Here is a 16,935-nt window from a genome sequence, read left to right on the forward strand (position 1 = left end):
GCATAGTGGGCGGCCCGCCACTCGCCACCAGATAGTTCGGTCAGGTTTAATTCCGGCCTGCCGACCGCCTCGGCCACCCAATCGCGCAGCGTGGGAATTTTCGAGCTTTCGGAGAAGGTGCATTCAAACGCCGTCGCCACATGTTTCGGACAGCGCGACCACGTTTCCCGAGCCTCCGGCGACGCTTCGCTGCCCGGGCCGCCTGAATGGCTGGGAAACAGGTGAATGCGGTCCGTATCGACATCCAGTTCACGCAGCCAAACGACAACGGCATGCATCGAACTGCCGGACAGGCCGGGACCCTCGTCGACAACGGCGAAACGCGCCGATGGATTGTTCTTCCAAGCGGTGATCGACCGCGGATCGGCGTTGATGTGCCTGTGGAAGGGATGGCCGATCGGACGAACGCTGAATGGCGCAGGCGCGCCAATCGAGGCCGCCACCATAGCTGCGAGCCCAAGGCCAATGCTGCGGACACCGATAACGCATGTGTTCGCATCGAGCCCCGACTTCTGCGCCGCGTCCAAATAGCTTTCGGGATAAAGCGCATAATGCGCATAACCCTCAGCGGAGCCGGTCAGAACCTCGGCCTGACAGTCGAGCCCGGCCAGCAGCTTGAGAAGTCCCGGATCGATGCCACCGCCAACGTTGAAACCGCTTCGCCACGACTTCGCTACCTCTGCCGCAAGCCCGACCAGCAGCCTGGCGCCTTGCTGTTGCCGTGGCGAAAAAATGTCGATGCCGCAGGTTCCGAAATCGACGTCGGCAAGCGCCTGAACCAGCTCCGACACGCTGATGAACAGTCCGACCAATGCAGCATGGCGTCGGATGCCATGAGACATCCGATCAAGTCTTACGGCCATTTCGCCTGCTGCTTCGCGAAGCTGTTGTGCGTCCTGCGTCCGCTTGTGGTCGCCGTAGACGATCATCGATCGGTTTCCAATGCTTGCCGTGCGGGAACGCATCGGATGCGGCTTCGATCCATGCTGTCTCGCGCAATTTTTCGATGGGTGGAGGAACATTCCGGCAAGCTGATGGTTCGGCGCCAGGAACTTACCTTTGAACAACATAGGGTGGCGGTTTCGTGGGATCGAAAAAGGTTCGTGTTGGTATCGTTGGGGTCGGCAATTGCGCATCCTCCCTGGTGCAGGGCCTCTCGTTCTATCGTCACGCTAAAAGCAACGAACCAATCCCTGGGCTGATGCATGCCGACCTCGGCGGTTACCACGTCGACGACATCGAGATTGTCTGCGCATTCGATGTCGCCAAGAGCAAGGTTGGCCTCGACGTCGCGGAAGCGATCTACGCCGCCCCCAACAACACGTTCCGCTTTGCCGACGCCATGACAACCGGCGTTCGCGTCGAGCGCGGACCGACGCTGGACGGGATCGGCAAATATTTGCGCGACGAGATTGAAGAAGCTCCCGAGCCGGTTGCCAATGTCACCGAGATCCTGCGTGACAGCAGCGCTGACGTGCTGGTTTCCTACCTGCCGGTGGGTTCCGAGGAGGCGACCTGCTTCTATGCCGAATGCGCACTCGAGGCCGGCTGCGCCTTCGTCAATTGCATACCGGTCTTTATCGCCTCACGTCCGGAATGGCGACGGCGCTTTGAGCAGCGCGGGCTGCCGCTGGTCGGCGACGACATCAAGAGCCAGGTCGGCGCGACCATCGTGCATCGGTTGCTAGCCAATCTCTTCCGTGAACGCGGCGTACGCATCGACCGCACCTATCAACTGAATTTCGGCGGCAACACCGATTTTCTCAACATGCTGGAACGCGAGCGGCTGGAATCGAAGAAAATCTCCAAGACACAGTCCGTGGCCAGCCAGTTCGATGTTCCCCTGGAGCCGGGCAACATCCATGTCGGCCCGAGCGACCATGTGCCTTGGCTCACCGATCGCAAGTGGGCCTATATAAGGGTCGAAGGCACGACCTTCGGCGGCGTGCCGCTCAATGCCGAGCTCAAGCTGGAGGTCTGGGATTCGCCCAACTCGGCCGGCGTGGTGATCGATGCGGTACGCTGCGCCAAGCTGGCGCTCGATCGCGGCATAGCCGGCGCGCTGACCGGTCCCTGCAGCTATTTCATGAAGTCGCCTCCGGAACAGTTCACCGACGCCGAAGCGCGGCAGCGCACGCTCGCTTTTATCGCAGGCAAGGACGAGCCTTTGCTCGATGCCGCAGAATGACGACGACCTTCTTTCTGATCCGCCATGCGGCACACGAAAATGTCGGCTCCTATCTGGCAGGCCGTATGGACGGCGTTTGCCTCGGCGATGCCGGTAAGGCGCAGGCAACGCAGCTTGGCTGCCGCATGGCCCGGGAGCCCATCGTCGCGATCTTGTGCAGCCCGCGCGAGCGTACCCGAGAGACGGCGCTGCCAATTGCGCTCGCCTGCGGTGTCGGAGAAATCGCGATCTGCGCCGAACTTGACGAGATCGACTTCGGCGACTGGTCGGGAAAGACTTTCGATGAGCTGAATGGCGACGCCAGCTGGCGAGCCTGGAATGATCAGCGGCAAGTGGCAAGGACACCGAGTGGCGAGACCATGCACGATGTCCAGCAGCGCGTCGTCGCGGTGATGAATGCTGTCCACGAGCAGCATCCGAATCAGTGTGTCGCCCTGGTCAGCCACGCCGATGTGATCAAGGCCGCCGTCTGCAAGGTCCTTGGCTTGCCGGCCGGCGACTGCTTTCGCTTCGACATCGATCCCGCTTCGATCACGACGATCGTATCGGGGGACTGGGGGGCGAAGCTGATCCGATTGAACGAAGTTGCCTGACGAGGATTTGCCGGATGCAGATGGTCATTTTCGGTCTTACCGTCACGTCTTCATGGGGCAACGGCCATGCCACCTTATGGAGGGGACTGATCCGAGCCCTCGCCCGGCGCGGCTGGTCCGTTACCTTCTTCGAACGCGACACGCCCTACTATGCCGGAGCGCGCGATCTTGATCGCCTGGACGGCGGCAACGTCGTGCTCTACCCGGACTGGGAGGACATCCGCCGGGTCGCGGAGCAAACAGTCAAACAATCGGATGTCGTTATTGTCACCTCTTATTGTCCCGACGCCGTGGACGCCTCGCGGCTGGCGCAGCAGGCAGGCCGCGGACTGCGTGTGTTCTACGATCTGGACACTCCGGTCACGCTTGCCCGCATCGAACAAGGTGAGCGTCCACCCTATTTCGGCCCTGAGGGTCTTGCCGATTTCGACCTCGTCCTGAGTTACACCGGCGGCTCGGCGGTCGACGCGCTGAAGACGGTTCTGGGTGCGCGCCATGTGGTGCCGCTCTATGGGCACGTCGATCCCGACCAACACCGGCCGGCAGAGAAGCGGGCCGAATTCGCCGGTGATCTGTCCTATCTCGGGACCTACGCGGCGGATCGCCAGGCCGGCGTCGAAAAGCTGCTGGTCCGCACCGCCGCGCGTCTACCGGATCAGCGCTTCATCATCGGCGGCGCACAGTATCCGCAGGAATTCCCGTGGGGCGACAACATCTTCTTCGTCAGGCATCTGCCACCGGCCGATCATCCGGCGTTTTTCTCATCCTCCCGACTGACGCTGAATGTCACCCGCGAGGCGATGGTGCAAAAAGGCTGGTGTCCTTCGGGCCGGTTGTTCGAAGCGGCGGCATGCGGGGTGCCGATCATAACCGACACCTGGCCTGGCCTGAGCAGCTTCTTCGAACCCGGCAGCGAGATCCTGCTGGCCCACGACACCGATGACGTGGTCGCGGCGCTCGCCTTGCCGGCAGATGAACTCGATGCCATCAAAACCCGTGCGCGCGAACGGGTTCTGGATGAACACACTTCTGCCCGGCGCGCGGCGGAGCTGGACCACATTCTAAACGACGCCTTTCAAAGATCTCCCCGCGAACCGATGATGGAAGCAGTCTGATGTTGGGCATTGTGCCCGCTGCCGGGCGCGGCAGCCGCATTCAACCGCTCGGCTTCTCGAAAGAGCTGCTGCCGGTAGGCAGTCGGATCGATGGACAGACGGAGCGTCCCTGCGCGGTGAGCGAGTACCTGGTGCGGCGGATGGTGCGCGCCGGCGTCGACAAGATCTGTTTCATCATCGGATCGGGCAAATCCGACATTCTCGAATATTACGCCGCCGGCTATGGTGACGCTGCGGCTCTGTTCGTGGTGCAGCCCAACCCTGTTGGACTTTGCGATGCGATTTTTCGGGCAGCGCCTCTCGTCGCGCCCGACGAGACGGTTTTGATTGGTTTGCCCGATACGATCTGGTTCCCCGAGGACGGCTTCTCCTGCCTGCCGGATAGTTCCCTATCGTTTCTGCTCTTCCCGGTGGACCGCCCGGAATTTTTCGATGCCGTGGTTCTCGACGAGGGAGATCGGGTGAAGGAAATTCTGGTCAAGCGGCAAGACGCTGCCACGAACTGGATCTGGGGGGCGTTCAAGATGCCGGGCCGGATCTTGCACCAACTCGCTGCACTCTGGCGTGAACGGGACCGGCGTGACGAATATATCGGCACCCTGATCAATGCCTATCTGGCTGCCGGCGGTGAAGCCTACGGTGTCAGGGCCGGAGTCTCCTACGTCGATGTCGGCACCTTCAACGGCTATCGCACGGCTCTTCGGCTGCTCGAAGAGGGCGTCGCATCCGAACAACGCCAAACCGCCATGCTTGTGGGTGGAGCACACCCGCATGTGCCTGTCGTTCCCGGCGAAGGAGCCTGACCATGCTGCATTCCCATGCCGAAATCCGCCGCCGTATCGATGCTCTCGGCCCATGGTTCCACAACATGGAACTGGCCGGTGTCGAAACCGCTCCCAACCATTTTCTCGGCAATTACCCGCTGATCAAATGGCGCAAATTCGCCGAGGCCATTCCCGCGGATCTGACAGGCAAGACGGTGTTGGATATCGGCTGCAATGCCGGCTTCTATTCCATCGAGATGAAACGGCGAGGTGCTGCCCGTGTCCTCGGCATTGATTTCGATGAGGCTTATCTGGCGCAGGCCCGCTTTGCCGCCGAGATCGCCAATTGCGAGATCGAATTCCAGAAACTGTCGGTCTACGACGTCGGCGCCCTGCGCGAAACATTCGATATCGTGCTGTTCATGGGGGTGCTTTATCACTTGCGCCACCCGTTGCTTGCGCTCGACCTTATCCGTGAGCATGTCGCCGGTGATCTGATGATCTTCCAGTCCATGCAGCGCGGCAGCACCGATCTTCCCGAGATGGAAGAGAACTATCATTTCTGGACGCATGACCTGTTCGACCGGCCGGAATTTCCCAAGCTCCATTTCATCGAGCACCGCTATGCCGACGACCCGACCAACTGGTGGATACCCAATCGAGCCTGCACCGAAGCGATGCTGCGCAGCGCCGGTTTCGAGATCGTTCTGCACCCTGAGCAGGAGGTCTATTTCTGCCGGGCCGCAGGCGACCCGGCCAGTGGCGGTCCCGTCTACCCCTCGAAAGGACAGCGCCATGATTGAAGCCGCGATGATCTGGAACGAGCCCAACAACAAATCGCATTGGGATCCCGAGCTCGACCCCGACTGGAGCCGCTTCGCCAGGATGGCAATCCTGGCGGCGGACGCAATCGCATCTGAAAACCCGGCTTTGACCAAAGTGCTCGGTGGCATCTCGCCGATAGACCCGGGATTCATCACCCGCATGAAGGAATTCGGCGTGCTGGATCATGTCGACGCCGTCGCCGTGCACGGCTTTCCGCTCGACTGGAACCTGTGGCAAATCCAGGAATGGCCGCAGAAGATCGGCGAGATCGCGACCGTCACCGACCTTCCCATCTGGGTCAGCGAAGTCGGCGTATCGACCTTCGGCGCCGAGGAAATCCAGGTCTGGGGGCTCAAGCGAACAGCTGAATTGCTGCTCGGCAATGCACCACGCGTCCAGTGGTACAGCCTCTACGATCTTCCGCGTGAATGGGAAGCAACGACGCGTCACCGCGAAGCCGAAGGCTCCTCTTATTACCGTCATTTCCATATGGGGCTGCTGCGCCAGGACGGCACGCCAAAGCCCGCGCTGGAGGAATTCCTGCGCTATACACCCGCAATGGGACTGGTGCAGTGGTTTCATTTCGAAGATCCGCGGCTGGACGACGCTGTCGCCTGGCTGAAGCGGCTGGGTGTCACCAATATGCGTACCGGGCTTTCCTGGGCGGACAGTTTTCGGCCGAATGCGCTGGACTGGTTCGACCGGCAGATGGAAGCACTCGCCGATTTCGACGTGACGGTCACCTTCTGCTTCACACCTCAGCATCGCGGAATGATGCCCCACCACACCAGCCCGCCACTGGTGCCGGAGGAGTTCGCGGAATTCTGCTCAACCATGATCCGCCGCTATGCGCCTGGCATGACATCCGCCTCGCTCCCCACGCGGCGGGCCTCGGCCGCGTGAAATCGTCATGCTGCCCATGCATCAGATGCCGGACTTCGCAACACCACTGACAGGTGGGGATGCGGCGCAGGGCACCGGGACGCAACCGGCCGCGACACTCACCGTCCTCAATGTCGCCTACCCTCTCGCGCCCGTCGGACCCGACGCTGTCGGCGGTGCCGAACAGGTTCTGTCGATGCTCGATCGGGCGTTGGTTCACGCCGGCCATCGATCTATCGTCATTGCTTGCCGTGGCTCCAGCACGAGCGGCACGCTTGTGGAAATACCGGCCGAAAACGGCATGCTCGACGAGGCGGCGAAGCGCCGCGCGCAAGAGGCCCATCGCAAAGCGATCGCCGCTGCCCGCGCCCGATGGCCCATCGATGTGGTTCATCTGCACGGCATCGATTTCGACGCTTATCTGCCCGACGATGGTCCGACCTTGGTGACCCTCCACCTGCCGTTGGATTGGTATCCGGCCGCGGCATTGCGCCCGACGCGTGGCGACCTCTGGCTTCATGCGGTCTCACCCAGCCAGCAGAAAACCGCGCCATCAGGCGCCAGGCTGACGGCACCGATTCCGAACGGCGTCGACATCCAAGCACTGAACCTGCCGCAGCCGAAGCGCGACTTTGCCCTGGTTCTGAGCCGGGTTTGCCCGGAGAAGGGCATTCACCTGGCGCTCGATGCAGCCAAACTAGCAGGCGTTCCGCTGGTCGTCGGCGGTAAGGTCTATCCCTACGAAACGCATAGCGGTACTTTCGCGACGAGGTCCAATCTCGCCTCGATGGCCGCCGCCGCTTCCTTGGCCCGCTCGGCTTCACCGCCAAGCGACGCTTTCTCAACGCAGCGCGCTGTCTGGTCATTCCGAGCCTCGCAGCCGAGACCAGCTCGCTTGTGGCCATGGAGGCCCTCGCCTGCGGGACCCCGGTAGTCGCCTTTCCAAATGGTGCGCTTCCCGACGTCATAGAGCACGGCAGGACGGGCTTTCTCGTCGACACGGTCGACGAGATGGCCCAAGCCATTCTTGCGGCGCCCAGCTTGGATGCCGAGACATGCAGGGCGGAGGCGCGACGGCGATTTTCGCTGGAACGGATGATCTCGTCTTACATGGATGCCTATCAGGCGCTGGCACAGCTTGGCACTGGTCGCCGGCGCTTGGCTGCGACGCCGTGAGCAAAGCGGTGCTGCGCTGCGAAATCATCGGTGACCCCGCGCAGTTCGACGCCTTGACGCCGCACTGGTGGAAACTGTGGCAGCAGAGTCCCTCGGCGACGCCGTTTCAATCTCCCGCCTGGCTGGTGCCATGGTGGCACGCATTCGCACCCGGTGAACTGGCGACAGTCGCGGTCTGGCGCGGCGGCGATCTGGTCGGGCTGGCGCCGCTCTATCTCGAGCACGGGACGGCCGGTTCGAAGCTGCTTCCGGTCGGCATTTCGCTCAGCGACTATCTGGACATCCTGGCTGTCCCTGGGATCGAAGCCGAGGTTGTCGGCATTATCAGCGAGTCGATCTTCTCGATCGGGTGGGCGCAATGGATCTTGTCGGACTTGCCGCAGGACAGCGTCGCCCTTGCGATGAAGCATCCCGAGATGGATCGGCCGACCGCCCATGCCGCCTGCCCCGTGCTCGCCATCGCCGGCGACGAAACGCTGGCAGGCTGCGTCCCCGCAAGACGCAGACGCCAGTTGCGTCGGGCGCGCCAGGCGGCATCAAGATGCGGCCGGATTGCGCTGTCATCGGCAAACGGCAGTCCGCAAACCTTCCTCGATCAATTGATCCGCCTGCACAATGTGCGATGGGCCGAACACGGAGGGGGTGTGTTGGCCAACCCCGCCGTCGAGCAATTCCATCGGCTCTCGCTTCCCTTGCTCGATGCTCATGGTCTGGTGCGATGCTGGCTGCTCGCGATCGATGACAGGACCATCGGTGCCTATTACGGATTTCACCACCGCGGCCGTGCCTACGCTTATCTGGGTGGGTTCGACCCTGCTTATGCCGAGGAGAGCCCGGGCGCGATCCTGATTGGCCACGCAATCGTGGAGTCGATCCGTGAAGATGCGCGCGAGTTCGATTTCCTGCGCGGCCAGGAGGCCTACAAATATGGCTGGGGCGCCGCCGACAGGTGGACGATGCGCAGGGTCTGGACGCGGAGTTGACCCATGAGTGTAACCGCACCGAAAGGCGCCCAGCGCCGGACATCGGTCAGGCTGGCGGTTGAAGACTGCATGGCCGACGGTATTTGCGCCGAAGGTGTTCTCGTCAGGCTGGCGCTCCACCTGCCGCCCACAATTGGGGCAGCGGAATTGGCGGAGGTCGTGCTGAAAGTCCGTCCGGCGGATACCGGCGACGCGGCAAGATTGCGGAAGGTCGCCGGACTGCTGCGCTGCAAACCAGACGTCTTTGCCATGTTGCGAGCGACGGGCGGCGCCGTTCGCCATGAGCGCAATGAGGACGAGACGAATGCCGCTGTCGTCATGCGGCTGGCGTCCAGCTTCGATGCCGCGGCAGCGATTTCGGGAGCCGCGAGTGTCCAACTGGCATCCCTCGGCGATGTGGAAAGGCTCACAGCCACGACCAACGAAATCGTCGCATGGCTGGAAGCCCGAGAATTCACCGGAAGGGAACGGAGCATTCTCGACATCGGTTGCGGCATCGGCCGTTTCGAGCGTGCGCTGTGCAGATCCTTCAAGCGGATGGTCGGTATCGATATATCGTCGCGAATGATCTCCATCGCCTCAGAGCAATGCGCCGCACTCGGCAATGTCGAGTTACGACAAACCTCCGGTCTCGATCTGGCCGATTTCGACGATGCCAGTTTCGATTGCGTGCTGGCGGTCGACAGCTTTCCCTATCTGGTTCTGGCCGGCATGGCAGAGCGGCATTTCGAAGAAATTGCGCGCGTTCTGAAACGGCCGGGCTGGCTCGCCTTGCTGAACTATTCCTATCGCGGATCGCTTTTCTCAGACCGCGACGATATCGGCCGTCTGGCGCAAGCTCATCAATTGCGGGTCCTCATCGACGGTGAGAAGCCGTTTCGATCATGGGATGGCAACGCTTTTTTGCTCGCTCGGTGAGACGGAACATTACAGCACGATGCCAGTTCGGATGTCGAGCAAAGGGCACCAACGAGTGTCCTCGATTCGAAGGAGGAGCGCGGGCTGGACGGCAATCGGATCAAGTCCGAAGGATTACGCCGCTAATCGATTGCCGAAGGACTGAACGCCACCGCGCGGGCCTGTGGTCCGCGGGGCGACCAAGGAGCAAGGAAATAAACCTGTGCAAGGGTCCGCCGGTCAGCTTCTCGGCGGTGGACACAGGCTTGTAATGCCGGGCGCTTATCACCACACTACGATCAAGGGACCGCTATCAAGAGAATGTGATGTCTCGTTCGAGCGACGATACCGCGGATCCGCATGTCGAGATGGCGGTGGATCGGGAGATTGCCTCCCTGCTGGCAGCCATAGAGCAGGAAAAGATTCCGGACCGCCTCACCAAGCTGGCGATCGAATTGCAGAACGCGCTCGTCGAGAAGCGTCGGCGCGACGTGAACAACTGACTATCTGCGGCTGTCGACCTCGACGTCGAGCTGACCGTCCGACAGCTGGTTTCTCCTCTCCATCAATGTCTCCAGCGAACTCTCCCCTAGGAGTTCAAGGATGTTGGCGCGCGCACGGTTCAGGCGGCTTTTGACCGTCCCGACCGCGCAACCGCATATGTCGGCGGTTTCCTCGTAGCTCACTCCCAAAACGCCGATCAGCATCAGCACCTCGCGTTGGTGTTCAGGCAGTCTTTGAATGGCGCCGTGAACTTCCCTGCTCTGAACGGTCCATTCCTGGGTGGCTTCCGAAATTGGTCTCGAAGAGGCGCAGTCGAGCAGGCCTGGCGCCTCCCGGGCAGCGATCTTGACCCGGGTATAATAGGTGTTGCGCATGATGGTGAAGAGCCACGACTTCATTCGCGTACCGGGTTCGAACTTGTCGATGTTGGCGAGACCCTTGGTCAGTGTCTCCTGCACGAGATCGTCAGCATCGTCGGGGACGCGGCAGAAGGTGCGGGCGAATGCCCGCAGGGCGGGTATCAGGTCAACGATGGAAACTTCATTGGTTTCCTGGTCGGCCAAAAGGCAGCCTCCGGATGACAATGGTCCAGCTCCCAGCAGAAAGAGTGTGTGAACGCAGCCTCAGCTAAATGCATGGAAGTTTGGTTCGTTCCTCTTGCTGGAGACAACTCTTCATAATTCTTCGCGGGCGGAGATATCTGTCATGCGATCGGCGCATACCATCACCGCAGCAGCGACGCCTCCTTCGACAGTGGTATCTACAGCGTCCGCTTTTTTACGGGAACAAAGCCGTTCACCGGCAGTTTGATGGCTTGCCACTTTAACCTTCCAGTATCGATCGAGGACCTGTCATGGCCAAATCCGCTCGCCCCTCCGCTCGCCAATCGGCAAGTGGACTGGATCAGAATAGCGCGCGCGGAAATGGCGGCGAGTTGCACCAGGTCGCGGGAGACGACACGCCTGTCCTTACCACGGCGCTCGGAACGCCTGTCTCCGACGACCAAAACACATTGCGGATCGGTGAACGCGGACCATCGCTGATCGAAGACTTTCACTTTCGCGAGAAGATTTTCCACTTCGACCACGAACGCATCCCGGAACGGGTCGTCCATGCCCGCGGCTATGGCGCGCATGGTTATTTCGAGACCTACGACTCACTGGCCAAATACACACGTGCCGACATTTTCCAGCGAGCTGGTGAAAAGACGCCGGCATTCGTTCGTTTCTCGACGGTTGCCGGCAACAAGGGCTCGTTCGATCTCGCCCGCGACGTGCGCGGCTTTGCGGTCAAGCTCTACACCAAGGAAGGCAATTGGGATTTGGTCGGCAACAACATTCCGGTCTTCTTCATCCAGGACGCCATCAAGTTTCCCGATCTGATCCACGCCGCCAAACAGGAGCCCGACCGTGCTTTTCCGCAGGCACAGACGGCGCACGACAATTTCTGGGACTTCATCAGCCTGATGCCGGAATCGATGCACATGGTGATGTGGATCATGTCGGATCGCGCCATCCCGCGTTCCTTCCGCTTCATGCAAGGCTTCGGTGTGCATACGTTCCGCCTCGTCAACGCCAAGGACGAATCCACCTTCGTCAAGTTCATCTGGAAACCCAAGCTCGGCATGCAATCGGTGGTCTGGAACGAGGCGGTCAAGATCAACGGCGCCGATCCCGACTTCCATCGCCGCGATCTGTGGGAGGCCATACAGGCCGGCAATTTCCCGGAATGGGAGTTGACGGTGCAACTGTTCGATCAGGCGTTTGCCGACAGTTTTGACTTCGATATCCTGGACGCAACGAAGATCATTCCCGAAGAGGTTCTCGAACCAATTCCGGTCGGTCGGCTGGTGCTCGACCGGATGCCGGATAATTTCTTCGCCGAGACCGAGCAGGTTGCATTCATGACGCAGAATGTGCCGCCCGGAATCGATTTCTCCAACGATCCGCTTCTGCAGGGCCGCAACTTCTCCTATCTCGATACCCAATTGAAGCGGCTGGGCAGTCCGAACTTTACCCATCTGCCGGTCAATGCGCCGAAGTGCCCGTTCGCCCATTTTCAACAGGACGGGCACATGGCCATGCGCAATCCGGCCGGTCGCGCCAACTATGAACCTAACTCATGGGGACTGGGACCGCGCGAGGATCCGCAGCGTGGCTTCCGTTCTTTCTCCGATGCCGAACAAGGGCAGAAAGTACGTCTGCGCGCGGAGAGCTTCGCCGATCACTACAGCCAGGCCCGGCAATTCTTCAACAGCCAGACACCACCGGAGCAGCGTCACATCGCGATGGCGCTGACGTTTGAACTGAGCAAGGTCCAGGCACCGGCGATCCGCGAACGCATGGTTTCGCATTTGTTGAACATCGATGAAACGCTGGCGACCACGGTCGCCGACAAGCTCGGCATCCGTGACATGCCCGAACCTGCCGAAGCCGCCGTTCCACCGCGCGATGACTTGCCGCCGTCGCCGGCGCTCAGCATCATCCAAAACGGGCCCGACAGTTTCGAAGGCCGCAAAGTCGGTGTCATGCTCAGCGATGGAGCCGATGTCGCGCTGTTCGAGGAACTTCGTTCCGCCATCGAAGCGGAAGGCGCGGTGATGGAGGTGGTTGCGCCCAAGGTGGGCGGCGTCGAAGCCGCCGACGGCACCCACATCGAGGCAAGGCACATGATCGACGGCGGTCCATCCGTTTTGTTCGACGCGGTGGTGCTGCTCCTCTCCGAGGCGGGCGCCGAGCTACTGGTCACGGAGGCCGCTGCGAAGGATTTCGTGTCTGATGCGTTTGCGCATTGCAAGTTCATCGGCTTCACCTCCGGGGCCGAGCCGCTCCTGATCAAAGCAGGCGTCGCTCCCGATGCCGATGAGGGGCTGAGGCGGCTGGATTCGGCAGCTTCGGTAGCTGCGTTTGTGCAGTCATGCCGCAAACTGCGGCTCTGGGCGCGGGAGGCGGCTGTCAAACTTTGATGCGATGGCGTCAGCTGTTTCCGTTGGCGCGTCCGCACTCTTTGGTTTGCCGCCAACCCAGCCGGCACCGCGGTCTACGAGCGATCTTCCTTGCTGGACGCTTGTCGCCGCTGCTTCTCCAGAACCTCGTCGGTCCCAACCAGCTTCTTTGCTCCGCCTGAAATGGTCGTGGACACCACCGAAGGCGGATCGCTCGCGGGAAAGGAATCCTCCAACCCCGCCTGCAGTTGGTCCTCGAGCGTGCGTGGTTCTTCGGACCGGCCGGGCGTTCTGCGCGTGTCGATCTTCTCCAGCGACTGTTTCTTTTTCGGCGAATCGTTGGCGTTCCGGACCAGGGCGTAAAGCTGCTCGATCGCGAGTTCCTTGATCGTTTCGAAATCGGCCCGATCGTCCTTGGCAGCCTCGATTTGATCAACCATGGCTTTCTCGAAGCGGTCGAGGCTGTCGCCTCCGCAGGCATGGGAAAGGCGCAACAGGGCTTCGTTCAGCATCAACGGAGCGAAATGTGCTGAAGCTTCAAGCCTGAGTTGCCTTAAACGGTCCGGAGTTGCGGCCTGCAACTTTGACATGGACAACCTCCTTTCTCCCACAAGCGTCTCAACGGGATTTGACCGCCGATGTTCCACCGTGCCTGAACATCTGTCATGCCATGCGAGCTACAGGAACCAGCTTGCCACCAATCCCGCCGACGCCGCAAAAATCGCCAAGGTCGTCACGCCGCCCAGGATGTTCGTGCTTGTGCTGTTGACCTTGTCGCCCATGATCTTGCGATTGTTGGTCATGATGAGGATGAGAAGCAGCAGCGGCGGCGTTGAAAATCCTTGCACGATGCCGGACCAGACGAGAGCTTTCATCGGGTTGAAGCCGAAGAAATTGAGACCCACCGCCACCAGCGTTATGACCCCGATCGCGATGTAGAATTTGGGAGCCTGCCGGGGTTTGGCATGCAGGCTATTCTTCCATCCCATCGCCTGGGCGAAATCGAAAGCAGCGCCAGCGGTCATGATCGGCACGGCCAGGAAGCCGACGCCAATTACACCGGCCGCAAAGAGAATGCCGGCAGCGTCGCCGGCAAGCGGCCGCAGCGCTTCGGCCGCCTGTGCCGCTGTCTCGATCTGCGTGTGTCCGGCCTTGTAGAGCGTCGACCCGGTCGAAAGGATGATAAAATACATGATCAGATTGGAGAACGTCATGCCGATTAGGATATCGCGGCGGGATCGGCGCAGTTCACCCTCGGTGGCGCCTTTGCGCTCTTCGAGGCTCGTTCGACCCTTGGCGATCTCCTCCTCCACCTCCTGATTGGACTGCCACGTGTAAAGGTATGCGGAGAGAGTGGTCCCGACGATGGCGACGAGGATGGACAGGTACTCTCGGCTGAACTCGATTTGTGGCAACAGCGTGCCACGCAGGATGGAAGCGGCATCCGGTTTGGCAAGCACCGCGGAGACCACATAGGCAAGCAGAGCCAGAGCCAGCCACCGGAACACATTTCGGATCAATTTGTACGATCCGAGCACCTGCAGGGCAAAAATGACGACCGCAACGGCAGTGACGACCAACGGAGCAGGCAGCGGAACGAACAGCACAATAGCCGCCGACATGGCGCCAAGGTCGGCGGCTGCCTCGATCGTGTTGCCAATCAGCACGCCCACCAGCACGGACCATAGCAGCCAACGCGGATAGAGGTCCGATATGACCTGGAAAAGCCCGCGACCCGAAACCTGGCCAAGTTTGGATGAAAGGTAGACGACGAGATACATCATCGGCAGCGTGACAGGTGCCGTCCACAGCAGGTCGGGGCCGAACCGCGCTCCGGCGCTGGCGTAGGTACCGATGGCCGAGCAGTCGTCATCGGCCGCGCCGGTGATCAGGCCAAGCCCAAGAGCCCGAACGACGTCGCCCCCTTTTCGCCTGCTTTCCCTTTGGCCAGCATTCTCAGGCGGCTTGTTCATTGAAGGCGCGTCTTTACCGAGGCCACGCAAGAAATCATGACGAACATTCCAATCGGATGGCGATGAAGCGTTGCAGCTGCATTGAGATCGAGGTTCGAACCTCCGGTCAGGTTTTTTGTTCCTGGACACGGTCCCGGCCCGCAACGGCGGCGGAGCCGAACGTCAAAGCGAATGCTCCGTCCCCCTGAAGAAGACAATGCTTGTGTCGAAGCCAATCCTTCAGGCGACGTGGCAAGCTATTTCTTCAAGTCAGCGGCTCGTACTGCCGCCGATCACCATCCGCACGCCGAGGCCGATAATGAGACAGCCGGCGAGCCGCTGCTGCCAAAGCCTTGCGCGAGGGTGCCGCATGACCCATGCGCCGACCGCGCCCGATGCCAAGGCGTAGGCTCCCAGCACCAGCACACCGGTTATCTTCTGTGTTGCGCCAAGCAGCACCAGTTGCAACGTGACGGAGCCCCTATGCGGGTCGACAAATTGCGGCAGGAACGCAACCATGAACATCAAAGGCTAGGGATTGCTCAGATTGGCGATCATTCCTTCCCGGGCGGCGGCGAGCGGCCGCAGGGCCTTGATGTCACCTGTGGGAATGGTTGCCGAGGCTGAAAGCAGCAGCCGGAAACCCAGCCACATGATATAGGCCGCCCCGGCCCATCGAAGCAGATTGAACGCCACCGGCGAGGCGTGGACAAGCGAAGACAGGCCGAATGCAATCAGCGGAAGCTGCACCAGTCCGGCGCCCAGCGTCATGCCGAGTACCGTGAACAACGCCACGCCGCGCCCGTGTCCGATGCCGCGGGCCATCACCAGCATGCTGTCGGGGCCTGGCGGCACCTGCATCAGAATGACGGTTCCGACAAAAGCTGTCCACAATGAGAGGTCGATGGGCATCTCCTTTCGCGCCGCCGATGACATCAAAGCGGCCAGCCGTCACCGGGTTCCGGCGGCAAATGAAAATGTCCATCGTGAAGAACCTCCATGAACCCGTCAGATGGAACGCGGTGCAGTCCTGGAAGTTGAAAAGCCGGAGCCGTTCCTGAACCGGTTTTGGAGGCCTGATCCGTGCATGAACCGATAAACGCCTTCCCGCTCCCGCTGGATACGTCTCCGATGGAGGCCAGGCTTGCCGATGCAATCCCAAGGGATGGGAACCGCTGGCAGTACGAGCCTAAATGGGACGGATTCCGCTGCCTTGCTTTCAAGAGCGACGACACCGTTGACCTGCGCGCCAAATCCGGCAAGCCGCTCGGCCGCTATTTTCCGGAAATCACGGAGATCCTGCGTGACCTCAAGCGCGGGCATTTCGTCATCGACGGCGAGATTGTCATCGAGGTGGACGGTGAGCTTTCCTTCGAGGCGCTGCAGATGCGTCTTCACCCGGCACAAAGCAGAATCCGCAAACTGAGTTCGCAGACGCCTGCCAGTCTGATCCTCTTCGACATGCTTGCCAGGCCGGGCGGCGAGGTCATCACCGGCAAACCACTTGTCGAAAGGCGGCGAGCGATCGAGGACTTCGTGACCTCCTCGAACAGTCCGGATCTTCGCCTGTCGAAGTGCACTTATGATGCAGCGACGGCGGCTCGATGGCTGAACGGGGCCGGCCATGCATCGACCGACGGCATCGTGGCCAAAGTGCTCGACGAGCATTATCTGTGCGGCGAACGTGCGATGGTGAAGGTAAAGCCGAGGCGCACCGCCGATTGCGTTGTCGGCGGTTTCCGCTATCTCGCGGGTAGCCGTGAGGTCGGCTCACTGCTCCTCGGCCTCTACAATGACGACGGCAAGCTCGATCACGTCGGCTTCACGTCGACCATCGCCAGGACCGACAGAGGAGCGCTCACGCGCCGGCTGGAAGGGCTGCGGTCAGAGCCCGGATTCACCGGCAAGGCGCCCGGCGGCCCGAGCCGCTGGAGCACGGAGCGCAGCGGACAATGGGAGCCTTTGGAACCTGAACTGGTGGTGGAGGTCCGCTTCGACCACGTCACCGGCAATCGGTTTCGCCATGGCACCAAACTGCTGCGCTGGCGCCCCGACAAGGCGCCACGGCAATGCACGTTCGAGCAGATCGAATAAACCGCCCCAGGAAGATCG

18 protein-coding genes and 2 pseudogenes are annotated in these 16,935 nt (G+C 61.2%); 14 read left to right on the forward strand and 6 right to left on the reverse strand.

Annotated features, from left to right (window positions below; all coding sequences use genetic code 11):
• A pseudogene (locus tag EN879_RS39660) lies at positions 1-527 on the reverse strand (hypothetical protein); the annotation flags it as partial.
• Positions 528-551: 24 nt separating this feature from the next.
• Here EN879_RS39660 and EN879_RS39665 point away from each other — a divergent pair.
• The 12 genes and pseudogenes from EN879_RS39665 to EN879_RS01640 all read left to right on the forward strand — a co-directional run bounded on the left by EN879_RS39665 (position 552) and on the right by EN879_RS01640 (position 9,926).
• Positions 552-1,202 (forward strand): hypothetical protein, encoded by a 651-nt coding sequence (locus tag EN879_RS39665; RefSeq protein ID WP_245493781.1) that lies wholly within the window; start codon positions 552-554, stop codon positions 1,200-1,202.
• Positions 1,085-2,188: a myo-inositol-1-phosphate synthase gene (locus EN879_RS01595; protein ID WP_013533202.1), complete on the forward strand. Its 1,104-nt coding sequence runs from the start codon at positions 1,085-1,087 to the stop codon at positions 2,186-2,188. Before EN879_RS39665 ends, EN879_RS01595 begins: the two co-directional genes overlap by 118 nt.
• A complete protein-coding gene (locus tag EN879_RS01600) occupies positions 2,185-2,781 on the forward strand; it encodes a histidine phosphatase family protein (protein ID WP_063170151.1) in 597 nt (198 codons plus the stop codon). Before EN879_RS01595 ends, EN879_RS01600 begins: the two co-directional genes overlap by 4 nt.
• A gap of 14 nt (positions 2,782-2,795) precedes the next feature.
• Positions 2,796-3,896, forward strand: coding sequence for a glycosyltransferase (locus EN879_RS01605; RefSeq protein WP_063170150.1), 1,101 nt, complete (start codon positions 2,796-2,798; stop codon positions 3,894-3,896).
• Positions 3,896-4,699 (forward strand): sugar phosphate nucleotidyltransferase, encoded by an 804-nt coding sequence (locus tag EN879_RS01610; RefSeq protein ID WP_063170149.1) that lies wholly within the window; start codon positions 3,896-3,898, stop codon positions 4,697-4,699. The genes EN879_RS01605 and EN879_RS01610 overlap by 1 nt, the downstream gene beginning before the upstream one ends.
• A gap of 2 nt (positions 4,700-4,701) precedes the next feature.
• Positions 4,702-5,463, forward strand: coding sequence for a TIGR04290 family methyltransferase (locus tag EN879_RS01615; RefSeq protein WP_013533206.1), 762 nt, complete (start codon positions 4,702-4,704; stop codon positions 5,461-5,463).
• Positions 5,456-6,388 (forward strand): hypothetical protein, encoded by a 933-nt coding sequence (locus EN879_RS01620; RefSeq protein WP_063170148.1) that lies wholly within the window; start codon positions 5,456-5,458, stop codon positions 6,386-6,388. The genes EN879_RS01615 and EN879_RS01620 overlap by 8 nt, the downstream gene beginning before the upstream one ends.
• A 175-nt stretch (positions 6,389-6,563) precedes the next feature.
• On the forward strand, positions 6,564-7,301 hold the full coding sequence (locus EN879_RS01625; RefSeq protein WP_245493780.1) for a hypothetical protein: 738 nt from the start codon (positions 6,564-6,566) through the stop codon (positions 7,299-7,301).
• Positions 7,202-7,543, forward strand: a pseudogene (locus tag EN879_RS39670) (glycosyltransferase); the annotation flags it as partial. The gene EN879_RS01625 and the pseudogene EN879_RS39670, both read left to right, overlap by 100 nt.
• On the forward strand, positions 7,540-8,526 hold the full coding sequence (locus EN879_RS01630; protein WP_063170147.1) for a GNAT family N-acetyltransferase: 987 nt from the start codon (positions 7,540-7,542) through the stop codon (positions 8,524-8,526). The pseudogene EN879_RS39670 and the gene EN879_RS01630, both read left to right, overlap by 4 nt.
• A gap of 3 nt (positions 8,527-8,529) precedes the next feature.
• Positions 8,530-9,444, forward strand: a complete 915-nt coding sequence (locus EN879_RS01635) for a class I SAM-dependent methyltransferase (RefSeq protein ID WP_063170146.1) — start codon at positions 8,530-8,532, stop codon at positions 9,442-9,444.
• 305 nt (positions 9,445-9,749) lie between these two features.
• The gene (locus EN879_RS01640) at positions 9,750-9,926 is read left to right on the forward strand and encodes a hypothetical protein (RefSeq protein ID WP_081714227.1); all 177 of its coding nucleotides are present in this window, start codon (positions 9,750-9,752) and stop codon (positions 9,924-9,926) included.
• Here EN879_RS01640 and EN879_RS01645 read toward each other — a convergent pair whose 3' ends face one another.
• Complete coding sequence (locus EN879_RS01645) at positions 9,927-10,490, reverse strand: sigma-70 family RNA polymerase sigma factor (protein WP_013533212.1); 564 nt, start codon at positions 10,488-10,490, stop codon at positions 9,927-9,929.
• A 290-nt stretch (positions 10,491-10,780) separates the two neighbouring features.
• Here EN879_RS01645 and EN879_RS01650 point away from each other — a divergent pair, with 290 nt between their 5' ends.
• Complete coding sequence (locus EN879_RS01650) at positions 10,781-12,892, forward strand: catalase (protein WP_063170145.1); 2,112 nt, start codon at positions 10,781-10,783, stop codon at positions 12,890-12,892.
• A gap of 74 nt (positions 12,893-12,966) precedes the next feature.
• On the opposite strand, the gene EN879_RS01655 is transcribed toward EN879_RS01650, so the two are convergent.
• The 4 genes from EN879_RS01655 to EN879_RS39680 form a co-directional block, all read right to left on the reverse strand.
• Positions 12,967-13,461, reverse strand: a complete 495-nt coding sequence (locus EN879_RS01655) for a hypothetical protein (protein WP_013533214.1) — start codon at positions 13,459-13,461, stop codon at positions 12,967-12,969.
• A gap of 87 nt (positions 13,462-13,548) precedes the next feature.
• On the reverse strand, positions 13,549-14,844 hold the full coding sequence (locus EN879_RS01660) for an Nramp family divalent metal transporter (RefSeq protein WP_063170144.1): 1,296 nt from the start codon (positions 14,842-14,844) through the stop codon (positions 13,549-13,551).
• Between the two features lie 249 nt (positions 14,845-15,093).
• Positions 15,094-15,348, reverse strand: a complete 255-nt coding sequence (locus tag EN879_RS39675; protein ID WP_244514264.1) for a hypothetical protein — start codon at positions 15,346-15,348, stop codon at positions 15,094-15,096.
• A gap of 6 nt (positions 15,349-15,354) precedes the next feature.
• On the reverse strand, positions 15,355-15,735 hold the full coding sequence (locus EN879_RS39680; protein WP_244514263.1) for a LysE family translocator: 381 nt from the start codon (positions 15,733-15,735) through the stop codon (positions 15,355-15,357).
• A 171-nt stretch (positions 15,736-15,906) separates the two neighbouring features.
• On the opposite strand from EN879_RS39680, the gene EN879_RS01670 reads away from it, so the two are divergent.
• On the forward strand, positions 15,907-16,917 hold the full coding sequence (locus EN879_RS01670) for an ATP-dependent DNA ligase (protein WP_027164032.1): 1,011 nt from the start codon (positions 15,907-15,909) through the stop codon (positions 16,915-16,917).
• The last annotated feature ends 18 nt before the right edge of the window (positions 16,918-16,935 follow it).

This window comes from Mesorhizobium sp. M7A.F.Ca.AU.002.02.1.1, from assembly GCF_003998535.1.
Classification (GTDB): Bacteria; Pseudomonadota; Alphaproteobacteria; order Rhizobiales; family Rhizobiaceae; genus Mesorhizobium; species Mesorhizobium ciceri.

What these genes read in the sequence shown, in the direction of transcription:
- EN879_RS39665 (WP_245493781.1), top strand. Translation starts at nt 552, where the DNA reads ATGCGCATAACCCTCAGCGGAGCCGGTCAGAACCTCGGCCTGACAGTC.
- EN879_RS01600 (WP_063170151.1), top strand. Translation starts at nt 2,185, where the DNA reads ATGACGACGACCTTCTTTCTGATCCGCCATGCGGCACACGAAAATGTC.
- EN879_RS01605 (WP_063170150.1), top strand. Translation starts at nt 2,796, where the DNA reads ATGCAGATGGTCATTTTCGGTCTTACCGTCACGTCTTCATGGGGCAAC.
- EN879_RS01610 (WP_063170149.1), top strand. Translation starts at nt 3,896, where the DNA reads ATGTTGGGCATTGTGCCCGCTGCCGGGCGCGGCAGCCGCATTCAACCG.
- EN879_RS01615 (WP_013533206.1), top strand. Translation starts at nt 4,702, where the DNA reads ATGCTGCATTCCCATGCCGAAATCCGCCGCCGTATCGATGCTCTCGGC.
- EN879_RS01620 (WP_063170148.1), top strand. Translation starts at nt 5,456, where the DNA reads ATGATTGAAGCCGCGATGATCTGGAACGAGCCCAACAACAAATCGCAT.
- EN879_RS01625 (WP_245493780.1), top strand. Translation starts at nt 6,564, where the DNA reads ATGCTCGATCGGGCGTTGGTTCACGCCGGCCATCGATCTATCGTCATT.
- EN879_RS01635 (WP_063170146.1), top strand. Translation starts at nt 8,530, where the DNA reads ATGAGTGTAACCGCACCGAAAGGCGCCCAGCGCCGGACATCGGTCAGG.
- EN879_RS01640 (WP_081714227.1), top strand. Translation starts at nt 9,750, where the DNA reads ATGTCTCGTTCGAGCGACGATACCGCGGATCCGCATGTCGAGATGGCG.
- EN879_RS01650 (WP_063170145.1), top strand. Translation starts at nt 10,781, where the DNA reads ATGGCCAAATCCGCTCGCCCCTCCGCTCGCCAATCGGCAAGTGGACTG.
- EN879_RS01655 (WP_013533214.1), bottom strand. Translation starts at nt 13,461, where the DNA reads ATGTCAAAGTTGCAGGCCGCAACTCCGGACCGTTTAAGGCAACTCAGG.
- EN879_RS01660 (WP_063170144.1), bottom strand. Translation starts at nt 14,844, where the DNA reads ATGAACAAGCCGCCTGAGAATGCTGGCCAAAGGGAAAGCAGGCGAAAA.
- EN879_RS39675 (WP_244514264.1), bottom strand. Translation starts at nt 15,348, where the DNA reads ATGTTCATGGTTGCGTTCCTGCCGCAATTTGTCGACCCGCATAGGGGC.
- EN879_RS39680 (WP_244514263.1), bottom strand. Translation starts at nt 15,735, where the DNA reads ATGCCCATCGACCTCTCATTGTGGACAGCTTTTGTCGGAACCGTCATT.